Origin of the sequence: Paracoccus contaminans, from assembly GCF_002105555.1 — a bacterium.
GTDB classification, from domain to species: domain Bacteria; phylum Pseudomonadota; class Alphaproteobacteria; order Rhodobacterales; family Rhodobacteraceae; genus Paracoccus; species Paracoccus contaminans.
On record NZ_CP020612.1, the window covers coordinates 447867 to 466893 of the forward strand.

Consider the following 19027-nt stretch of genomic DNA (forward strand, 5'->3'; position numbering starts at 1 on the left):
GCGCAGGCGATGGATGGCGGGGCTGCGGACCATGCATCCTGACAGCTGGCGGCTGCGATGGCGATGTTCCGCCGACGCGGGGGCATGCCCTCCCTCCAGCGTTGCACGGATGCCACGGGTCATTTAACCCCTGCCGCAACTGCGGGGCGCCACCCCCACCCCTAACGCATGGACATGATCGATGACCCGTTCCCCTGTAACGGCGACGGCCGATACCGATTTTGCCACTTCGCCCCGGCGGGGCCTGGGGATGGCGCGCAAGGTCGGTATCGCTGCGGTCACGGGATGGGCGGCGATCGCAACCTCGGCGCTGGTCATCGACCGCGCGGCGGGCATGGGCGGGACGGGGCCGGACGGCTTGCTGGAAAGCAGGCTGACCCAGCTTGCGGCCGAGCGGGACGCGAAGGCCGGCGAAGCCGCCGATGCCCAGAAACGCTTTGCCGCCACGATCGACCAGGTCGCCGCGATGCAAAGCCAGCTTCTGGCATCCGAAAAGCGGCTGCGCGAGCTGGAAAGCGGCCTTGGCGCCGCCCAGGCTTCGCTGCACGAGGCGCGGGCCGAGGCGGACACCGCGCGGCGCCAGCTTGCCGCGCTGAGCACCGATCCGGCCGCACGGCGCGCCGACGAGATGTCCGTCACGCTCGACATCCTGTCCGGAGAGCTGAGCGCCACTGCCGCCCAGCGTGACGCCACAGCCGCGCGCGCCGACGAGGCGGTCCGCACGGCCGAGGCCCTGACGGCCCAGCGCGACGAGATGGTCCGCCGCAACCAGGAAATCTTTGCCCAGCTGGAGGACGCGGTCGAAATGTCCGTCAAGCCGCTGGACGACATGTTCGCCAAGGTCGGCGTGGACAGCGACAAGCTGCTCGAAACCGTGCGCCGCGGATATGAGGGCCAGGGCGGACCGCTGACGCCAATGGGCTATTCCTCGCGCGGGAACGCCGCCATTTCGGAAACCGAGGCCCGCGCGAACGAGATCGTCGTCTCGCTGGGCAGGATCAACAACTATCGCATCGCGGTCAGCAAGCTGCCGCTGGCGATGCCGGTGAAATCGGCGTTCCGCTTCACCTCGCCCTTCGGGCAGCGCTGGGGGCGCGGGCATGAAGGCATCGACCTGGCCGGACCGGTCGGCACCCCGATCTACGCGACCGGCGACGGCGTGGTGACCTATGCCGGCTGGATGCGGGGTTACGGCAATCTCATCAAGATCCGGCACGCCCTGGGAACCGAGACGCGCTATGGCCATCTGTCCAGAATCGGCGTCAAGGCAGGGCAGAAAGTCTCGCGCAACAGCCTGATCGGTGCTATGGGCAACACCGGCCGCTCAACCGGACCGCATCTGCATTACGAAGTGCGTGTGGACGGCAAGGCCATGAACCCCATGAGCTTCATCAAGGCCGCACAGAATGTTTTCTAAAACCCGCGTCACCGAACCTGGACCTCGTGCCGCAACCCCTTACGAACCTGAACCGACACGGGCCTCGACCATGGACAGCTATGACCATCCGCCTGCACAGGCGTTGCGCACGCGCACCGGACCGTCGGTCCTGTCGTCCGACCTGACCGTCAAGGGCAACATCACGACCCAGGGCGATGTGCAGATCGAAGGCACGGTGGACGGCGATATCCGGGCGCATCAGCTGACCGTGGGCGAAAGCGCGACCATCCAGGGCGAGATCGTCGCCGAGGAAGTGATCGTCAACGGCCGCGTGATCGGCCGGGTGCGCGGGCTCAAGGTGCGGCTTTCCGCGACGGCGCGGGTGGAGGGCGACATCGTCCACAAGACCATCGCCATCGAATCGGGCGCCCATTTCGAAGGATCGGTCCAGCGGCAGGAAGATCCGCTGGGCAATGGCGTCACCCCGCGGCTGGCCCCGCCCAGCGCCGCTAGCCGCCGCGACGACACCGATCCCGACGCCTGAAACACGGCCTCTGCCATCATCCGATGGGGCGTCCCGGAAGGGGCGCCCCCTGTCGTTTCAGGATGCGGCCTGGCCCTGGCCGGCCCTTGGGCTCACACCGCGCCCGGCCCGCCGGGATCAGGAAGCGGCATATCGCCCGGCGCCGGGTCAGGGGCGGGATCGGGCATGGGCGGCTTGGTCGGGTCGGGCAGCGGACCGGGCGCGGGGCCGGCAGGGCCCAGGGGATCGGCGCGATGGGCGGTGGGCATCGTCATGGCTGCGCCGGGGGCGACAGCCGGGCGCGCAGGGCCTGATTGACGGCGGGCGTGACGAATTTTGCCACATCCCCGCCCAGCCGCGCGATTTCCTTGACCAGCTTCGAGGCGATGGCCTGCCGCCGCGCATCGGCCATCAGAAAGACGGTTTCCACGCTGGCGTCCAGCGCGCGGTTCATGCCGACCATCTGGAATTCGTATTCGAAATCGGCAACCGCCCGCAGCCCCCGCACGATGACGCTTGCCCCCACATCGCGGGCGCAGTCGATCAGCAGGTTTTCAAAGGGATGGACGACAATCTCAATTCCCTTGCACACAGCGATGTCGGCGCATTCGGCCTTGACCATGGCAACCCGTTCGTCAAGCGAGAACAGGGGGCCCTTGTCGCCATTGATCGCCACGCCGATCACCAGCCGGTCCACGAGCGAGGCGGCCCGCTGGATGATGTCGATATGGCCCAGCGTGATCGGGTCGAATGTGCCGGGATAAAGACCGATCCGCATCTGCACTGTCCTGAGGCTGTTCACGCGTTTGTCAGAGGCAATCGGAAAACCGCCGCGGATGCAAGCGCCGCCGCAGCGGGCAGGCCGCGGAACAGGCCCGCGCCGCCGATCAGGGACACAGCGCAAGGCGGGCGCGGACAGAGGCAACGGCCCGCGCAGGATGACCGGCGGCCCAGGCGCGAGGCCCGCGCGCGCGGGCGGCGCAGCCAGGCCCGACCGCTCAGTTGCCCATGATCATGCCTTCCAGCGCGTCGCGGTCGGCGGCCAGCTGCCTCAGCCGTGCGGCCACCGCATCGCCGATCGACACCACGCCCAGCATGCGCCCCTCCTCGACCACCGGCAGGTGGCGAAAACGGCCATCGGTCATCTTCTGCAACACCTCGCCCACGCCATCGCCGCACAAGCAGGTGACGACCTTGCGCGTCATCACCTCGGACACCTGCCGCGCCAGCACGGCAGCGCCCGCGGTGCCCAGTTCGCGGACGATGTCCCGCTCCGACAGGATGCCCTCGGGCGTGTTGCCGTCGGCCGACACCACCACCGCGCCGATGCGCTTTTCCGACAGAACGCGCGCGGCATCCGCGACGGTCATGTCGGGCGGCACGGTCACCACCCTGTCCGGCCCGGATTTCATCGCGAGGATCTGCTTGACGATCATGGTCATGCCTCCGTCAGGTGCCGCTGGCGCATCTTGAACCCAAGGGTTGCTTTGCCGGAACGATGCGTCAAGCCCTACATTCGGCTTCCCCCTGTTCGACCGCTGCCTCAAGCCGGGCCAGTTCGCGCCGGATGCCCGCGCCCAGCGCCTCGGCCAGCCGGGTCAGCCGGTGCGAACGGCGATCCTCGGCCGGGCGCAGCAGCCAGAAGGTCCGCCTCAGGGCGATTTCTCCTGCCAGCACCCGCCTCAGGCCGGGCACGAAGGGAATCGCGAAATCATGCACGATCCCCAGCCCCGCGCCCGCGCGGATCGCCTGCACCTGCACGCTGACCGAGTTCGAGGACAGGGCCGCACGCTCGGCCCCCGTCTCGGCCAGATAGTCCAGTTCGGGATCGAAGATCATGTCGGGGATATAGCCGACCATGCGGTGCCCGCGCAGATCGGCCCGTGCCCGGATCGGCGGATGGGCGGCAAGATAATCACGGTGCGCGGCCAGATGCAGGTGATAATCGGTGATCTTCTGCACCGCCGCGCGGCCGCGTTCGGGCGGGCTGACGGCGATCACCATGTCCGCCTCGCGCCGGCTGAGATTCACCACGCGCGGCAGCGCCACGATCTGCACCTCAAGCCCCGGATGGTCGGCGCACAGGCGCGCCGCCACCTGCGGCAGCACATAGTTGGCACAGCCGTCCGGCGCCCCGATCCGCAGCGTGCCGGCAAGATCGCCCTGCCCGCCGGCCTCGCGCGCCGCGCTGGCGGCGGCCTCGGCCTGTTCGGCATGGGCGACCAGCGCCGCCCCCTCGGGCGTCAGCGCATAGCCTTGCGGCGTCTTGGCGAACAGCACGCGCCCCAGCGCCGTTTCCAGCCGCGCGACGCGGCGCCCCACCGTCGAGGCATCCAGCCCCAGCCGCCTCCCGGCCGCAGAGAGCGACTGCGTCCGCGCCACTGCCAGAAACACCCGCAGATCATCCCAATCCAATCCCGCACCCATGCAACAATGCAAAACAGTCTGGCCAGATCGTCGCTTTACGCCTGCAATGGTGCAAGACTAGGCTGCACCCAGCAGCATGGAGGAGAAGGCGATGCGCGCAGTCCATCACTGGATCGACGGCAAGGAACAGCCCGGCACGTCCGGGCGCACGGCCGATGTCTTTAACCCCGCAACGGGCGAGGTGCAGGCCAGACTGGATCTGGCGACCCGGTCCGAGGTCGATGAGGCCATCGCCAGCGCCGCCCGTGCGCAGGTGAAATGGGGCGCCACCAACCCCCAGCGCCGTGCCCGGGTAATGATGGAGATGGTGCGCCTGATCAACCGCGACATGGACAAGCTGGCCGAGATGCTGTCCTCCGAGCATGGCAAGACCTTCCCGGACGCCAAGGGCGATGTTCAGCGCGGGCTTGAGGTGATCGAGTTCGCGATCGGCGCGCCGCATCTGCTGAAAGGCGAGTTCATCGACGGCGCCGGCCCCGGCATCGACATGTATTCCATGCGTCAGCCACTGGGGGTCGTGGCCGCAATCACGCCCTTCAACTTTCCGGCCATGATCCCGCTGTGGAAGATGGGTCCGGCGCTCGCCTCGGGCAATGCGGTGATCCTCAAGCCGTCCGAGCGCGACCCCACCGTGCCCAACATGCTGGCCGCGCTGTTCAAGGAAGCCGGTCTGCCCGACGGCGTCCTGCAGGTCGTCCATGGCGACAAGGAAGCGGTCGACGCCCTGCTGGACAGCGAGGTGATCCAGGCGGTCGGCTTTGTCGGATCGACCCCGATCGCGCAGTATATCTATGAACGCGCGGCCCAGACGGGCAAGCGGGCGCAGTGTTTCGGCGGCGCCAAGAACCATATGATCATCATGCCCGATGCCGACCTCGACCAGGCCGCCGACGCGCTGGTCGGCGCGGGCTATGGCGCGGCGGGCGAACGCTGCATGGCAATTTCCGTCGCCGTGCCGGTGGGCGAGGAAACCGCCGACCGGCTGATCGAAAAGCTGGTCCCGCGGATCGAAAAGCTGAAGGTCGGCCCCTGGACCGCCGGCAACGACATCGACTACGGCCCCGTCGTGACCGCCGCCGCCAAGGCCAATATCCTGCGCCTGGTCGAGCGGGGCGTGGAACAGGGGGCCGAGCTGGTCGTGGACGGCCGCGATTTCAGCCTGCAGGGCTATGAGAACGGCTTTTTCGTCGGCCCGCACCTGTTCGACCGCGTCACCCCCGACATGGACATCTACAAGACCGAGATCTTTGGCCCTGTCCTGTCCACCGTCCGGGCCAAGTCCTATGACGAGGCGCTGGATCTGGTGATGAGCCATGAATACGGCAACGGCACCGCCATCTTTACCCGCGACGGCGACACGGCGCGCGATTTCGCCAGCCGCTGCAACATCGGCATGGTCGGCATCAACGTGCCGATCCCGGTGCCGCTGGCCTATTTCACCTTTGGCGGGTGGAAGAAATCGGGCTTTGGCGATCTGAACCAGCACGGGCCGGACGCCTTCCGGTTCTATACCCGGACCAAGACGGTGACGTCGCGCTGGCCCTCGGGGATCAAGGAAGGCGCGGCCTTCAACTTCAAGGCGATGGACTGATCGCCCAGGACGGTCCGGGGCCTTGCCCCCGGACCGCGCGGGCTATCATCATGCAGAAGAAGGGGAAAAGGCGCCCTTGCCTCCAAGGCCGGGGCGCCGCAGAGTTGCAGGACCATGGGCAACCCTGCCCCCTTGGACCATACGGCAGGCGCAGGGCGGCGCGGCAGAGGGGTAAGCCATGGATTTTGCACTGAGCGAGGAACAGCAGGCCATTTTCGAGATGGCGCGGGATTTCGGGGCCGAACACATCGCCCCCCATTCCCGCGCATGGGAAGAGGCCGGCACCATTCCCCGCGCGCTGTGGCCGCAGGTCGCTGCGCTGGGCCTCGGCGGGCTTTACGTATCCGAGGAATATGGCGGCTCGGGCCTGTCGCGGCTGGATGCCACGCTGGTCTTCGAGGCGCTGGCCATGGCCGACCCGTCGGTCGGCAGCTTTCTGTCGATCCATAACATGTGCGGCGGCATGATCGACAAGTTTGCCGCCCCCCAGGACAAGGCGCGCTGGCTGCCGGCCCTGTGCAGCATGGAGAAGGTGTTTTCCTATTGCCTGACCGAGCCGGGCAGCGGATCGGATGCCGCGGCGCTGCGCACGCGCGCGGAACGCACCGATGACGGCTGGCGGCTGAACGGGACCAAGGCGTTCATCTCGGGCGGCAGCTATTCGGACGCCTATATCACGATGGTGCGCACGGGCGGCGACGGGCCGGCGGGCATCTCGGCCATCGTGGTCGAGGATGGGGCGCCTGGCCTGTCGTTCGGCGCGCTCGAACACAAGATGGGCTGGAAGGCGCAGCCCACCACCACTGTCCAGTTCGACGACTGCCTGGTGCCCGCCGGCAACCTGCTGGGCGAGGAAGGGCGCGGTTTTGCCTATGCGATGGCGGGGCTTGACGGCGGGCGGCTGAACATCGCCGCCGGCGCGCTGGGCGCGGCGCAGGCGGCGCTGGACCGGACGGTGCGTTACATGGGCGAGCGCAGCGCCTTCGGCCGCCGGCTGGACCAGTTCCAGGCGCTGCAGTTCCGCCTGGCCGAATATGAGGTCGCGCTGCAATCGGCGCGCGTCTTCCTGCGCCAGGCAGCGTGGAAGCTGGATCAGGGCGACCCCGATGCCACGCGCTTTTGCGCGATGGCCAAGCTGTATGTCACCGACCGGGCCTTCGAGGTGGCCAATGGCTGCCTGCAACTGCACGGCGGCTATGGCTATCTGGCCGACTATGGGATCGAAAAGATCGTGCGCGACCTGAGGGTTCATCAGATCCTCGAAGGCACGAACGAGATCATGCGGCTGATCATCAGCCGTGCGATGCTTGCCGAAAGGGGCTGACCATGGACGATCTGAACATCCGCAAGGACAGGGCGGCCGGCCGCATCACCCTGACACGGCCGCGGGCACTGAACGCCCTGACCCATGAGATGGCCAATGCGGTGCGGGCCGCGCTGGACGCTTGGCGGGACGATCCGCAGGTGCGCATCGTCATCATCGACGCCGAGGGGGATCGCGCCTTCTGCGCCGGGGGCGACATCGCCGCGGTCTATCACGGCGCGCGCGCGGGCGATCACCGGATCGGGCAGCAATTCTTCGCCGACGAATACAGGATGAACGCCGCGATCCGCGACTATCCCAAGCCGGTCGTCGCCTTCATGCAGGGCTTTGTCATGGGTGGGGGCGTTGGCATTGGCGGGCATGCGCGGTTGCGCGTCGTGGGGGACACGACGCAGGTGGCGATGCCCGAATCGGGGATCGGGCTGATCCCGGACGTGGGCGGGACGTGGCTGCTGGCCCGCGCGCCTGGGCGGATCGGCGAATATCTGGGCCTGACCGGCGCGAGGATGGGCGCGGGCGATGCCATCCATGCGGGCTTTGCCGATATCTACCTGCCCGAGGCGGAATGGGAAGCGGCCAAGGAATCCCTGGCCGAGACGGGCGATCCGGCCACCCTGCCGCGTCGCCCCGCGCCCCCCGCGCCCCTGGAAAGCCGCGATCTGTCCGCCTTTGGCGGCCGCAATGTCGAGGCCATCCTGGCTGCGCTGACGGCCCCGGAGGACAGCGAGGCGCTGGCCGCGCTGCGCCGCAATTCGCCCCTGTCGATGGCTGCGACCCTGGCGATGGTGCGGGCGGCGCGGGGCGACCAGCGGATGCAGGATTCGCTGTCGCGCGAATACCGCTTTACCAGCCGCGCCACCCAGGACAGCGACTTTGTCGAAGGGGTGCGCGCGCAGATCATCGACAAGGACCGCACGCCCCGCTGGGCCGCCGCCGCGGACCCGGCCAAGGTCGATGCGATGCTGGCCGATCTGGGGCCGCTGGAACTGAAGTGGGAGGATTGAGATGAAGATCGGTTTCATTGGCCTTGGCAACATGGGCGCGCCGATGGCCCGCAACCTTGCCGCCGCCGGCCACGAGGTCACGGGCCATGACCCGGCCGGGGTCCGGGCCGAGGGCGTGCGCGCGGCATCAAGCGCAGCCGAGGCGGCGCGTGGGGCCGAGGTTGTCATCACCATGCTGCCGAACGGGGCGATCCTGCGATCGGTTGCCGAGGAGGTGATCGGGGCGATGCAGCCTGGCGCGGTGCTGTGCGACTGTTCGACCGTGGACGTGGCCAACGCCCGCGCCGTTGCCGCGCAGGCCAGCGCCGCCGGCCTGCGGGCGCTGGATGCGCCGGTGTCGGGCGGGGTCGGCGGGGCTGCGGCCGGCACGCTGACCTTCATGGTCGGCGGGCCGCAGGACGCCTTTGCCGTCGTCAGCCCGCTGTTCGAGGTGATGGGCCAGAAATCAGTCCATTGCGGAGAAGCAGGCGCCGGCCAGGCGGCCAAGATCTGCAACAACATGATCCTGGGGGCGACGATGATCGCCACCTGCGAGGCTTTCGCCCTGGCCGACAAGCTGGGGCTGGACCGGCAGAGAATGTTCGACGTGGTGTCCACCTCGTCGGGTTACAGCTGGTCGATGAACGCCTATTGCCCGGCGCCCGGCGTGGGGCCGGCCTCCCCCGCCGACAACGGCTACAAGCCCGGCTTTGCGGCCGAACTGATGCTCAAGGATCTGCGTCTGTCCCAGCAGGCGGCCGAGGCGGCGGATGCCGACACCCCGATGGGGGAACTGGCCGCCCGGCTTTACGGAACCTTCGTCGAGGAGGAGGACGGGCGCGGCAAGGACTTTTCGGCCATGCTGCCCAGGCTGGCCGCCCGCAGCCGCGGCGCATGACATTCCCGAGGATGTGAGCGGGCGCGACCTCGCTGGCCGAAACCGGATGCAGGCAGGGCCGCGTTGGGGTGCCACAGGGCCGGCGGGCGCCTTTGCCTGCCAGGCCGGACGAAAGGATTGCCTGATGAAGCTGACCCCGTTTCTTGCAGCCGCCGCCCTGCTGGCCCTGCCCCTGCCGGGCCTTGCGCAGCCCCCGCAATCGCGCCACCACCATCAGGCCCACCATCAGCGCCATCGCCTTGATGGCCCGCAGGGGCAGCGCGGCCACAGGCGCGACTGCCCGCCGGGTCTGGCCAAGAAATCGCCTGCCTGCGTTCCGCCCGGTCATGCCCGCAAGGAAAGCGATCACCCTGACCGGCGGATCGACCCGCGCGAGGCTCGTCCGATCCGCGATCTCGAACGCTATGGGCTGCGCCCGGCGCCGCGGGGCCAGCGCTATTATATCGTCGATGGCAGGATCGTCCGGGTGGATACCCGCAGCAACCGGATGGTGTCAGTGCTGCGCGCGGTAAACCGCTGATCCCTTCATGCAAGCAGGGCGGATGCCCTGCGCGTCCGGTCAGCCAGACATCAGGGCTTGGGCCGCAGCACGGGCAGCGGGGGTGATCTCCTCCCCCGACAGCATCCGGGCGATTTCCTCGATCCGCTCGTCAGGTGACAGCGCCTCGACACGCGAGGTCGTCGTGCCGTCCTGAACCGATTTGGCGACGCGGAAATGCTGCTGCCCCAGCGCCGCGACCTGCGGAGAATGGGTGACGACCAGCACCTGCGACGCCTCGGCCAGCCGCGCAAGCCGCCGCCCCACCGCATCAGCCGTGGCGCCGCCCACGCCACGGTCGATTTCGTCAAAGATCATTACCAGCGGGTCAGACCCCTGCGCAAGGCAGACCTTGAGCGCCAGCAGAAAGCGCGACAGCTCGCCCCCCGAGGCGATGCGGTCAAGCGGGCCGGCAGGCGCGCCGGGATTGGTGGCGACGGTAAAGGCCACGGCATCGCGCCCATCAGGGCCGGGTTCGCTTTCGGTCACAAGCGTTTCAAAAACCGCCCGCTCCATCCGCAGGGGTGCAAGCTCGGCCGCCATGGCCTGGTCCAGCCGGCCCGCGGCCTCGCAGCGCGCATCGCTGATGCGCGCGCAGATCGCGTCATAGGCCGCCTCGCTTTCCGCCACGGCGCGCGACAGATCCCCGATCCGCGCCTCGCTTGAATCCAGCGCCGACAGACGCGCCGCCAGATCCTCGGCCAGCCCGGCGAGATCGCCTGCCAGCACGTCATGCTTGCGGGCCAGGGCGCGCAGGGCAAACAGCCGCTCCTCGGTCGATTCAAGCGTGGCGGGGTCGAAATCCATGGCCGACAGCGCATCCTCGATCCCGCGCGTGGCCTCGCCCAGTTCGACCAGCGCCCGGCCCAGCGCCGCCATCGGCTCTTCCAGGCTGTCGGCCCCTTCTTTCGCCGCGGCGCCTTCGAGCCAGCGGACAGCCTCGACGATCACGCCCTCGGCCCCCGGATCGCCCGATCCGCCGGCCAGCATCTGGTGGGCGCGGGCCACATCGCTGCGGATGCGCTCGGCCGCCTGCATCCGGCGGCGGGCAACGTCCAGCGCCTCGTCCTCGCCCGGCTGGGGCGCCAGCGCCTCCAGCTCGCTCACGGCATGGCGAAGGAAATCCTCCTCCTTGCGCGCGGCCTCCAGCGCAGCCTCGGCCTCGGCCAAGGCTGCCATCGCCTGGCGCCGGGCCGTCCAGGCGGCGCGGATGGGGGCAATGTCGATGCCGCCAAAGGCATCGAGCAGCTGCCGATGCCCGCGGGGATTGAGCAGCCCCCGGTCATCATGCTGGCCGTGCAGTTCGACCAGCACATCGGACAGGCTGCGCAGGACCTCGCCCGAAACCCGGCGGTCATTGACCCAGCCGGTCTTGCGCCCGTCGGCCGCGTTGACGCGGCGCAGGATCAGCTCCTCCTCGACCTCGATCCCGGCCTCGGCCAGCAGATCGCGCGCCGGGTGCCCGGGGGGCAGGTCGAACACGGCCGTCACCTCGCCCTGCGCGGCGCCCGCGCGCACCAGTTCGGCCCGCCCCCGCCAGCCTAGGACAAAGCCCAGGCAATCCAGCAGGATCGACTTGCCCGCCCCCGTCTCGCCGGTCAGCACGTTCAGGCCCGGCGCGAATTCCAGCGACAGCCGGTCGATCAGCAGGATGTCGCGGATGTCCAGCATGCGCAGCATCACGCCGCCCCTTGCCCGGTCAGAGCCACTTGCCCTGGATTACCTGCCGATAGACCTTGGTCAGCCATGAATTGCCCTGGGGTGTCGCGGTCAGCCCGCGGCCGCGCAACTGGTTGTAGGCGTCCTGGTAGAAGGGCGAGGAACGGAAATTGTGCCCCAGGATCGCGCCCGCGGTCTGCGCCTCGCTGGTCAGGCCCAGCGCAAGATAAGCCTCGACCAGGCGCATCAGCGCCTCGGGCGTGTGGGTGGTGGTCTGGTATTCCTCGACCACGACACGGAAGCGGTTGATCGCCGCCGTATAGTTGCCGCGCTTGAGGTAATAACGGCCGATCTCCATCTCCTTGCCGGCAAGATGGTCGAAGGCCAGGTCGAACTTGAGCACCGCCGAGCGCGCATATTCCGTGTTGGGATAGCGCTCGATCACCTCGCGCAGCGATTGCAGCGCCTGGAAGGTCAGGCCCTGGTCGCGGCCGACCTCGTCGATCTGGTCGTAATAGCTGAGCGCGAGGAGGTAATGGGCATAGGCCGCATCCTCGTCACTGGGATAGTTATCGATGAACCGCTGCGCCGCCCCGCGCGCGTCATCATATTTGCGCGCCTTGTGATAGGCATAGGCCTGCATGATCAGCGCGCGCTTGGCCCAGTCGGAATAGGGATACAGACGCTCGATCTCGGCGAAATAGCGAACGGCGTCCTTGGGCCGCTTGCCGTTTTCCAGTTCGTATTCGCCACGCTTGTAGATTTCCTCGGCGGTGAAACTGTCCAGCGGCTGGTTGTTTGCGCCCGCATCGCGGTTGCCGCATCCCGCCAGAAGAACCGATACGGCCGCCGCCATAAGCACCTGCCGCGAAATGCTGACTGCCATGTCTGTTCTGTCCGTCCGTCGTCTGCGGTGCTGCGGCAAGTGCCGCTGATGCGCGCGGCCTGGCTGTCCTAGCACACAACATTGCAGCGCGCAAAAGGGCAAGTCTCGGGCACTGACAAGCCCGTGCGGGCAGGCGCCCGCCGGCCGATCAGGCCACCATGGCGGGCGCCGGCGCGGCGGCGGGGATGACGCGGGGGCGGATCACCCCCGCGCCCGGCATCCGCCGTTCGGAATCGGGGGTGCAGGTCACCCATTCCCATGCCGTCCGGTCCGCGAAAAGCAGCCGCAGCAGGCGGTTGGTCATCGCATGGCCGGCCCGGTGGCCGGTATAGCGCGCCATCAGCGGCGCACCGGCCAAGGCCAGATCGCCCACGGCGTCGAGCATCTTGTGGCGCACCGCCTCATCCCGGTGGCGCAGCCCGCCGGGCGACAGCACCCGTTCGCCGTCGACGACAACGGCGTTGAAATAGGTGCCGCCCAAGGCCAGACCATTCGCCTGCATCGCCTCGACATCCGACTGGCGGCAGAAGGTGCGGCTGTCCATCAGCTCGCGCTGAAAGGCGCCGTTTGCCAGATCAAGACTCTTTTCCTGATGGCCGATGGCGGCATCCGAAAAGTCGATGGCGAAATCCATTTTCAGATGATCGGCCGGGGTCAGCCGGGCCAGGCGGTCGCCCTCGCGCAGTTCGACGGGTTTGAGCACGCGGATGGCGCGCAGCGGCTCGGCCTGAAGGGCGATGCCGGCGGCAAGGATGGCGGCCACGAAGGGCGCGGAGGAGCCGTCGAGGATCGGCACCTCGGGCCCGTCCACGTCGATCAGCGCATTGTGGATGCCCGTCCCCGACAGCGCGGCCATGACATGTTCCACCGTAGACAGGGTGGCCCCGCCTTCGCCTTGCAGCAGCGTGCAAAGCTGCGAGGGCACCACATGGTCCCAGCGGGCCGGAATAAGCGCATCGGCCATGTCGGTACGCCGGAACACGATCCCGTGCCCGGCCGGCGCAGGGTGGATCGTCATCCGCACGGGCGCACCGGAATGAAGGCCGGTGCCCGAGAACCGGGCTGGAGTGGCGAGCGTGGCCTGCATGGTCGGCGTCCCGTTTTATCGTTGCGGGAAAACATCCCGATGACCATGAGGTAGAAGCGGCCGGCGCAGTCCTCAATTAACGTTTTGTGACTCTCTGTAACATCGGTGCGGCAGATCACCGGGCCGCATCCCCTGCGCCATCCAAGCCTTTGGCTATAAACGAAAAACGGGCCGCGATGGCGACCCGTCAGGTTCTTTTCACGCTGTTGCGCGGCGGGCGGTGTTGCCCGGTCAGTTGGCCTGGCGCCGCAGAAAGGCCGGGATTTCGACATTGTCCTTGCCGGCGTCGGGCGAGGCCAGATCGTCGAAATCGGTTTCCGCCTGACGCGCCCGTGCGAGACGGTCGCTGACCCGTTCGGCGATGGTTTCGGCGCGGGGGCGTTCCTGTTCGCCCTGCCCGCCGGCAAGACGTTCCATCATCCGCCCAAGGCCGGCCATGCGGGCGGGGCCGCGGGGCGCCTCGGGCGCGGGCTGGGCGCCTGCGGGGCGGCGGCCCGCATCGGCCGCGTCGCGGTGGATGGCGCGATGCAGCCGGTCCATGACCTCGGCGGCGGGCTGAACCCGCGGGGCCTGCGGCCGGACCGGGGCCGTAAAGCTTTCTGCCGAATCGGACAGCCGCTGGTCCACGCTGCGGGTATCAAGCGCACGGGCATCGGACGGGCGGACATCGGACGGGCGGACATCGGACGGGCGAGTATCGGCCCGGGTGGGTGCCGCATCCGCCGCGGTTCGCGCGTGGTCGGTGTCGGGCTGCGACCGTTCGCCGCGCAATTCTACGGGGCGATAGGCGGGTTCGGGCAGCTCTTCATGGCTGACGGGACGGGGCGAGGGCGTTTCTAGCACCGGGGACCGGCGGGGGGGGGCCATGCTTTCGTCGGCGGCAGCCTTGGGGGCAGCGGTCGGGTGCTGGGTCAGCGGTTCTTTGAGCCCGCGGCGCGGCGCAGGGGCCTCGGCTGCTGCACCCATGTCGATGCCGGTGGCAACGACCGACACGCGGATCGCACCGTCCAGGGTTTCATCAACGCTGCTGCCGACGATGATGTTGGCGTCGTCGTCCACCTTGTCGCGGATGATGTTGGCGGCCTCGTCGAATTCGAACAGGGTCATGTCGCCGCCGCTGACGATGTTAATCAGCACGCCCTTGGCGCCATTCAGGCTGATTTCGTCCAGCAGCGGGTTGGCGATCGCCTTTTCGGCGGCCTCGACGGCGCGGTTGTCGCCGGTGCCCTCGCCCGTGCCCATCATGGCCTTGCCCATCTCGTCCATCACGGCGCGGACGTCGGCAAAGTCCAGGTTGATGATGCCGGGGCGCACCATCAGGTCGGTCACGCCCTTGACGCCCTGATACAGCACGTCGTCGGCCATGGCGAAGGCCTCGGTGAAGGTCGTGCGTTCGTTGGCGATTCGGAACAGGTTCTGGTTCGGGATGATGATGAGCGTATCGACGACCTTCTGCAGCGCCTCGACCCCTTCATCGGCCTGGCGCATGCGCTTCGAGCCTTCGAACTGGAAGGGTTTGGTCACGACGCCGACGGTCAGGATGCCCATTTCACGCGCGGCCTGGGCGATGATCGGGGCCGCGCCGGTGCCGGTGCCGCCGCCCATCCCGGCGGTGATGAAGCACATATGGGCGCCCATCAGGTGATCGACGATATCCTCGATCGTCTCCTCGGCGGCCTTGGCGCCGATCGAGGGCTTGGCGCCCGCGCCCAGCCCCTCGGTCACCTTGGGACCAAGCTGGATGCGGCTTTCGGAACGGCTTTGCGCCAGCGCCTGGGCATCGGTGTTGGCGACCACGAACTCGACCCCGTCGAGTTGCTTTTCGATCATGTTGTTGACGGCATTGCCCCCGGCCCCGCCAACGCCAAAGACGGTAATGCGGGGACGCAATTCCTGGTCGTCGCTCATCATCAGGTTCAGATTCATCGCCGCCTGCCTTCTGTTACCGTGCCGGGTCGTTGGCTGCCCGGTCGATTCCTGGATTTCGCGCAAGCCTAGCAGATTCCGCCCGATCGTCACCCGAAAATCGGCGGATATCCACAAAATCTGGCCGGGCAAACGCCCCTCGTCAGCGGCATGTTGCCGGCCCGGCTAGTGCTGGTGTCGGCAAGGGGGGCCGCGCTTACCAATGGGTGCGAAACCACCGGATCGCTCGCTTCAGCCCCAATGCCCCGCCGCGGTCGGGCATCTCGAAATCCCACCATTCATCCTGCGGATTGGCGGCGTGCAGCGCCAGCCCCACGGTTGCGGCATGGCAGGGCGCGGTATGCTGCTGGGCCAGCCCCTGGATGCGCAGCGGCCGGCCGATGCGGACATTCTGGCCCAGGATGCGGGCCGCCAGCGTGTCGAGCCCCGGAATCTGGCTGGCCCCGCCCGTAAGGACCACCTGCCGCGAGGGCATCTGGTCAAAGCCCGCCGCATCCAGCACGTCGCGCACGCCGTCGAGGATCTCCTCGACCCGCGGGCGCATGATGCCGATCAGGTCGGCGCGGCTGACGCTGCGCCGCTCGCCCGGCCAGTCGCCCGGATGGCTGTCGGCCTGGCCGGGCGCCCGGCTCACATCGATCAGCTCGCGGTCGTCGCGGCCCGTCGCCTCCAGCCCGCCATGCCGGGTCTTGAGCCATTCGGCCGTCGCCATCGGCACGCGCAGCCCCTGGCTGATGTCGCGCGTGACCAGATCGCCCCCCATGCGCACGGCATCGGCAAAGATCATGTGCTTTTTCAGGAACAGCGACACGCCGGTGATGCCGCCCCCCATGTCCACGCAGGCCGCGCCCAGTTCCTGTTCATCCTCGACCAGCGCCGCGCGCCCCGCCGCATAGGCGGCCGAGCCGACCCCGGCCAGTTCAAGGTCGCAGCGCCGGATGCAGTGGACAAGATTGGAGGCGGCAAAGCCGTCGATGGTCAGCACATGCATGTCCACCGCCAGCCGGTCGCCCACGATGTCGCGCGGATCGGACAGCCCCGAGCGGCCGTCCACCGCAAAATTGACCGGCTGGGCATGCAGAACCTCGCGGTTGCGGCCGAAATCGGGCGCATCGCAGGCCGCCAGGACGGCGCCGACATCGGCCTCGGTCACCTTGCCCGAACGCAGCGTGATCTCTCCGGCCAGGCCATAGGAGGAAGGGCGCGCCCCTGACAGGGTGGCGATCACGTGATCGACGCGCACGCCCGCCTGCTTTTGCGCGCCCTGCACGGCATGGCGCACGCAGCGTTCGGTTTCCGCCATGGTCTCGATCTCGCCATAGCGGACGCCGCGGGACTGGGTGGTGAACTGGCCGATCACGCGGAACGAGGCCTGTCCGGCCATCGGCCCGACACCGTCGGTATCGCGGAACTGGCCGGGGCCGTCGAACTGAAGGATGATGCAGGTGATCTTGGAGGTGCCGATATCCAGCACCGCCACAACGCCCCGCGCCATCGCCGCCCGGCGCATCTGGCGCATCGTCCTTTGGGCCTGATAGAGATCGCGCATCGCCTTGGTCTTTCCCCTTCGCCTGTGCCGGTCAGCCGCGCCGCGCGGGGGCGGCCTTGCCGGTCCCGTCCGTCCCGGCGCCGCCCTTGCCCTTGCCCTTGCCTGCCGCGCCCGCCTTGCCGCTGCCGGCGCCCCTGGACGCGCCCTGCCCCTTGCCGGCGGCCTTGGGCGCACCGGCCGGGCCTGCCTTCTGCGCGCCGCCCTTGTTGGCCTGGCCCGCGGTCGCGGCAACGCCCTTGGGGGCGCCATTGGCGTCCTGCGGCTCGATCTCATTGCCCTCGGCGTCCAGCTCGTTGCGGCCCAGCGCGCGGCGCAGCGTGTTCTGCGCCGTCAGCCCCATCCGCACCACCGGGCGGCCGGCCTCGCGCAGGTCGACGGCGATCACGTCGCGGTCCAGCAGCCCGTCGGCCTTGTCCAGCGCCAGCACCTTTTCCACCGCCTGAAGCGGCCGGTCGGCGGGCAGCATGATCCGCTGCCCCCGGTCAAGCACCACGTCCCAGCGCCGCTCGCCCATCCGCTCCAGCCCGCGCAGGCGCGGCACCAGCGGCCCGGCCGCGGCAATGACCGCCAGCGCCTCGGCGGCCTTTTCGCCCGCCCCCTCGCCCGCGATCACCGGCAGGTCGCGGCGCAGCTCGCGCGAGGTGACCGAGGCGACGCGATGCCCGGTCCTGTCCAGCAGCTCGATCCCGCGCGCATGGCGCCACAGCAGGGCGGGCTGGCGTTCGGTCACGACCGCCGACAGGATGCCGCCCGGCTTGATGCGCAGATCGACATGGTCCACTGCATCCAGCAGTTCGATCTGCTTGCGCAGCGCAGGCAGGTCCAGATCAAAGCTGGAGGCCGGCAGCGTGACCGGCAGCATGGCCCTCAGCCCCTTGTCCACTGCGGGCGAGGCGCCCTCGATCTGCATGGTCCTGACCATGAAGGCTTCGCGGTTCTGGATGCGGTCCACCATCGCGGTCATGGCGCCGGTCAGGTTGGCCCGGCGGGTGTCGTCGGCCAGATACAGCCCGACGATCATGCACATCAGAAAGGCCGGCAGCCCCACCCGGAACAGCCGCCGATACAGCGGCGTCAGCCACAGCCGGTTCAGCCGATAGGCCAGGCGCGAGGGGCCGGGATCGCGGCGCGGGGCACCGGCGGGGGCCGGGCGGCCGCCGGCGCGGCGGACCGGCGCGGGGCGCAGGCCGGCATCGATCACCTGTCCGGGGCGGGTCAGTCCCTGCATAGCGCGTCCTCGACCATCCAGCGGCACAGCTCGGGAAAGGCGATGCCGGCAAAGGCCGCCTGTTCGGGCGCGAGCGAGGTCGGCGTCATGCCCGGCTGGGTGTTGGTTTCCAGCACGATCAGCCCGTCCGCCCCGCGCCGGTCGTCCCAGCGGAAATCGGTCCGCGACAGCCCGCGGCAGCCCAGCGCCTGATGCGCGCGCAAGGCATAGTCAAGGCAGGCTTGCGCCACATCGGCGGGAATGTCGGCCGGGATGATGTGGCGCGATCCGCCCGCGGCATATTTGGCGTCATAGTCGTACCAGCCCGCCGTCACGATCTCGGTGACGCCCAGGGGGCGGTCGCCCAGAACGGCGGTGGTCAGCTCGCGACCCGGCGCATAGGTCTCGACCATGACCTGCGCGGGCATCGAATCGGGCAGCGGCGCGGCGTTGTCGCCCTCGCGCACGATGAACACCCCGACCGAGGAGCCCTCGTCATTGGGCTTGACCACATAGGGCGGGGGCAGGACATGGCCGGCGCGCACCTCCTCGCGGCTGGCGATCACGCTGTGGGCAACCGGCAGGCCGGCATCCCTGAACGCCTGCTTGGCGCGCGTCTTGTCCATCGCCAGAGCCGAGGCGAGCACACCCGAATGGGTATAGGGCAGCCCCATCCATTCCAGCAGGCCCTGAACGCAGCCATCCTCGCCCAGGCGGCCATGCAGGGCGTTGAAGACGACATCGGGGCGCGCCTCGGCCAGCCGCGCCGCCAGACCGGCGCCATCGCCGGGGCCAAGAACGATCTCGGCCACCTCAAATCCCGCCACCCGCAGCGCATCCGCGCATCCGCGCCCCGACGACAGCGATACCTCGCGCTCAGCCGAGGGGCCGCCCATCAGGACCGCTACGGTGTGGGCTGTCCTGCTCGACCTGCCCGTCACATCTGCCTTTCGCCCGGTTGGCCGGGACTGGTTCGGGGTTTCCCCGTCGTTCCGGGCAGCCTTGCAGCACGCCCGGTGGTTGCGCCATTCTAGCCACAGAGCGCGCCACG

18 protein-coding genes are annotated in these 19027 nt (G+C 68.8%); 7 read left to right on the forward strand and 11 right to left on the reverse strand.

Annotated elements, in window-relative coordinates:
- The first annotated feature begins 181 nt into the window (after positions 1–181).
- Together B0A89_RS02145 and B0A89_RS02150 are read left to right on the forward strand one after the other, a co-directional pair.
- Positions 182–1417 carry a DUF5930 domain-containing protein gene (locus tag B0A89_RS02145; protein ID WP_085376732.1) on the forward strand — a complete coding sequence of 412 codons (1236 nt, stop codon included), beginning with the start codon at positions 182–184 and terminating at the stop codon, positions 1415–1417.
- Positions 1407–1922, forward strand: a complete 516-nt coding sequence (locus tag B0A89_RS02150) for a bactofilin family protein (protein ID WP_085376733.1) — start codon at positions 1407–1409, stop codon at positions 1920–1922. The genes B0A89_RS02145 and B0A89_RS02150 overlap by 11 nt, the downstream gene beginning before the upstream one ends.
- Positions 1923–2014: 92 nt before the next feature.
- Here the strand turns inward: B0A89_RS02150 and B0A89_RS14515 are convergent, their stop codons facing one another.
- From B0A89_RS14515 to B0A89_RS02165, 4 genes are all read right to left on the reverse strand, one after another.
- On the reverse strand, positions 2015–2176 hold the full coding sequence (locus tag B0A89_RS14515) for a hypothetical protein (protein WP_157115212.1): 162 nt from the start codon (positions 2174–2176) through the stop codon (positions 2015–2017).
- A complete protein-coding gene (coaD, locus tag B0A89_RS02155; protein WP_085376734.1) occupies positions 2173–2679 on the reverse strand; it encodes a pantetheine-phosphate adenylyltransferase in 507 nt (168 codons plus the stop codon). Before coaD ends, B0A89_RS14515 begins: the two co-directional genes overlap by 4 nt.
- A 220-nt stretch (positions 2680–2899) precedes the next feature.
- On the reverse strand, positions 2900–3337 hold the full coding sequence (locus B0A89_RS02160; RefSeq protein ID WP_085378699.1) for a CBS domain-containing protein: 438 nt from the start codon (positions 3335–3337) through the stop codon (positions 2900–2902).
- Between the two features lie 67 nt (positions 3338–3404).
- On the reverse strand, positions 3405–4316 hold the full coding sequence (locus B0A89_RS02165; protein WP_085376735.1) for a LysR family transcriptional regulator: 912 nt from the start codon (positions 4314–4316) through the stop codon (positions 3405–3407).
- A 103-nt stretch (positions 4317–4419) separates the two neighbouring features.
- Between B0A89_RS02165 and B0A89_RS02170 the strand changes: the two genes are divergently transcribed.
- The 5 genes from B0A89_RS02170 (at position 4420) to B0A89_RS02190 (ending at position 9644) form a co-directional block, all read left to right on the forward strand.
- A complete protein-coding gene (locus B0A89_RS02170; protein WP_085378700.1) occupies positions 4420–5919 on the forward strand; it encodes a CoA-acylating methylmalonate-semialdehyde dehydrogenase in 1500 nt (499 codons plus the stop codon).
- Positions 5920–6097: 178 nt separating this feature from the next.
- Positions 6098–7243, forward strand: a complete 1146-nt coding sequence (locus B0A89_RS02175) for an acyl-CoA dehydrogenase family protein (protein WP_085376736.1) — start codon at positions 6098–6100, stop codon at positions 7241–7243.
- Between the two features lie 2 nt (positions 7244–7245).
- The gene (locus B0A89_RS02180) at positions 7246–8247 is read left to right on the forward strand and encodes an enoyl-CoA hydratase/isomerase family protein (protein WP_085376737.1); all 1002 of its coding nucleotides are present in this window, start codon (positions 7246–7248) and stop codon (positions 8245–8247) included.
- A gap of 1 nt (position 8248) precedes the next feature.
- The gene (gene mmsB, locus B0A89_RS02185) at positions 8249–9124 is read left to right on the forward strand and encodes a 3-hydroxyisobutyrate dehydrogenase (protein ID WP_085376738.1); all 876 of its coding nucleotides are present in this window, start codon (positions 8249–8251) and stop codon (positions 9122–9124) included.
- A gap of 124 nt (positions 9125–9248) precedes the next feature.
- Positions 9249–9644 (forward strand): RcnB family protein, encoded by a 396-nt coding sequence (locus tag B0A89_RS02190; protein ID WP_085376739.1) that lies wholly within the window; start codon positions 9249–9251, stop codon positions 9642–9644.
- A 39-nt stretch (positions 9645–9683) separates the two neighbouring features.
- Here the strand turns inward: B0A89_RS02190 and recN are convergent, their stop codons facing one another.
- The 7 genes from recN to B0A89_RS02225 all read right to left on the reverse strand — a co-directional run bounded on the left by recN (position 9684) and on the right by B0A89_RS02225 (position 18872).
- On the reverse strand, positions 9684–11342 hold the full coding sequence (gene recN, locus B0A89_RS02195) for a DNA repair protein RecN (RefSeq protein WP_085376740.1): 1659 nt from the start codon (positions 11340–11342) through the stop codon (positions 9684–9686).
- A 19-nt stretch (positions 11343–11361) separates the two neighbouring features.
- Positions 11362–12207: an outer membrane protein assembly factor BamD gene (locus B0A89_RS02200; protein ID WP_085376741.1), complete on the reverse strand. Its 846-nt coding sequence runs from the start codon at positions 12205–12207 to the stop codon at positions 11362–11364.
- A gap of 148 nt (positions 12208–12355) precedes the next feature.
- A complete protein-coding gene (lpxC, locus tag B0A89_RS02205; RefSeq protein ID WP_085376742.1) occupies positions 12356–13294 on the reverse strand; it encodes a UDP-3-O-acyl-N-acetylglucosamine deacetylase in 939 nt (312 codons plus the stop codon).
- 231 nt (positions 13295–13525) lie between these two features.
- Positions 13526–15220, reverse strand: coding sequence for a cell division protein FtsZ (gene ftsZ / locus B0A89_RS02210; RefSeq protein WP_085376743.1), 1695 nt, complete (start codon positions 15218–15220; stop codon positions 13526–13528).
- A 196-nt stretch (positions 15221–15416) separates the two neighbouring features.
- Entirely contained in the window at positions 15417–16769 is a 1353-nt protein-coding gene (gene ftsA, locus B0A89_RS02215) for a cell division protein FtsA (RefSeq protein ID WP_085376744.1), read from the reverse strand.
- A 31-nt stretch (positions 16770–16800) separates the two neighbouring features.
- On the reverse strand, positions 16801–17997 hold the full coding sequence (locus B0A89_RS02220; protein WP_085376745.1) for a cell division protein FtsQ/DivIB: 1197 nt from the start codon (positions 17995–17997) through the stop codon (positions 16801–16803).
- Positions 17985–18872: a D-alanine--D-alanine ligase gene (locus tag B0A89_RS02225; RefSeq protein ID WP_240558601.1), complete on the reverse strand. Its 888-nt coding sequence runs from the start codon at positions 18870–18872 to the stop codon at positions 17985–17987. Before B0A89_RS02225 ends, B0A89_RS02220 begins: the two co-directional genes overlap by 13 nt.
- Positions 18873–19027: the final 155 nt, after the last annotated feature.

Coding starts and splice junctions, on each gene's coding strand:
- B0A89_RS02145 (WP_085376732.1), top strand. CDS start 182: ATGACCCGTTCCCCTGTAACGGCGACGGCCGATACCGATTTTGCCACT.
- B0A89_RS02150 (WP_085376733.1), top strand. CDS start 1,407: ATGTTTTCTAAAACCCGCGTCACCGAACCTGGACCTCGTGCCGCAACC.
- B0A89_RS14515 (WP_157115212.1), bottom strand. CDS start 2,176: ATGACGATGCCCACCGCCCATCGCGCCGATCCCCTGGGCCCTGCCGGC.
- coaD (WP_085376734.1), bottom strand. CDS start 2,679: ATGCGGATCGGTCTTTATCCCGGCACATTCGACCCGATCACGCTGGGC.
- B0A89_RS02160 (WP_085378699.1), bottom strand. CDS start 3,337: ATGATCGTCAAGCAGATCCTCGCGATGAAATCCGGGCCGGACAGGGTG.
- B0A89_RS02170 (WP_085378700.1), top strand. CDS start 4,420: ATGCGCGCAGTCCATCACTGGATCGACGGCAAGGAACAGCCCGGCACG.
- B0A89_RS02175 (WP_085376736.1), top strand. CDS start 6,098: ATGGATTTTGCACTGAGCGAGGAACAGCAGGCCATTTTCGAGATGGCG.
- B0A89_RS02180 (WP_085376737.1), top strand. CDS start 7,246: ATGGACGATCTGAACATCCGCAAGGACAGGGCGGCCGGCCGCATCACC.
- mmsB (WP_085376738.1), top strand. CDS start 8,249: ATGAAGATCGGTTTCATTGGCCTTGGCAACATGGGCGCGCCGATGGCC.
- B0A89_RS02190 (WP_085376739.1), top strand. CDS start 9,249: ATGAAGCTGACCCCGTTTCTTGCAGCCGCCGCCCTGCTGGCCCTGCCC.
- recN (WP_085376740.1), bottom strand. CDS start 11,342: ATGCTGCGCATGCTGGACATCCGCGACATCCTGCTGATCGACCGGCTG.
- B0A89_RS02200 (WP_085376741.1), bottom strand. CDS start 12,207: ATGGCAGTCAGCATTTCGCGGCAGGTGCTTATGGCGGCGGCCGTATCG.
- lpxC (WP_085376742.1), bottom strand. CDS start 13,294: ATGCAGGCCACGCTCGCCACTCCAGCCCGGTTCTCGGGCACCGGCCTT.
- ftsZ (WP_085376743.1), bottom strand. CDS start 15,220: ATGAATCTGAACCTGATGATGAGCGACGACCAGGAATTGCGTCCCCGC.
- ftsA (WP_085376744.1), bottom strand. CDS start 16,769: ATGCGCGATCTCTATCAGGCCCAAAGGACGATGCGCCAGATGCGCCGG.
- B0A89_RS02220 (WP_085376745.1), bottom strand. CDS start 17,997: ATGCAGGGACTGACCCGCCCCGGACAGGTGATCGATGCCGGCCTGCGC.
- B0A89_RS02225 (WP_240558601.1), bottom strand. CDS start 18,872: ATGGGCGGCCCCTCGGCTGAGCGCGAGGTATCGCTGTCGTCGGGGCGC.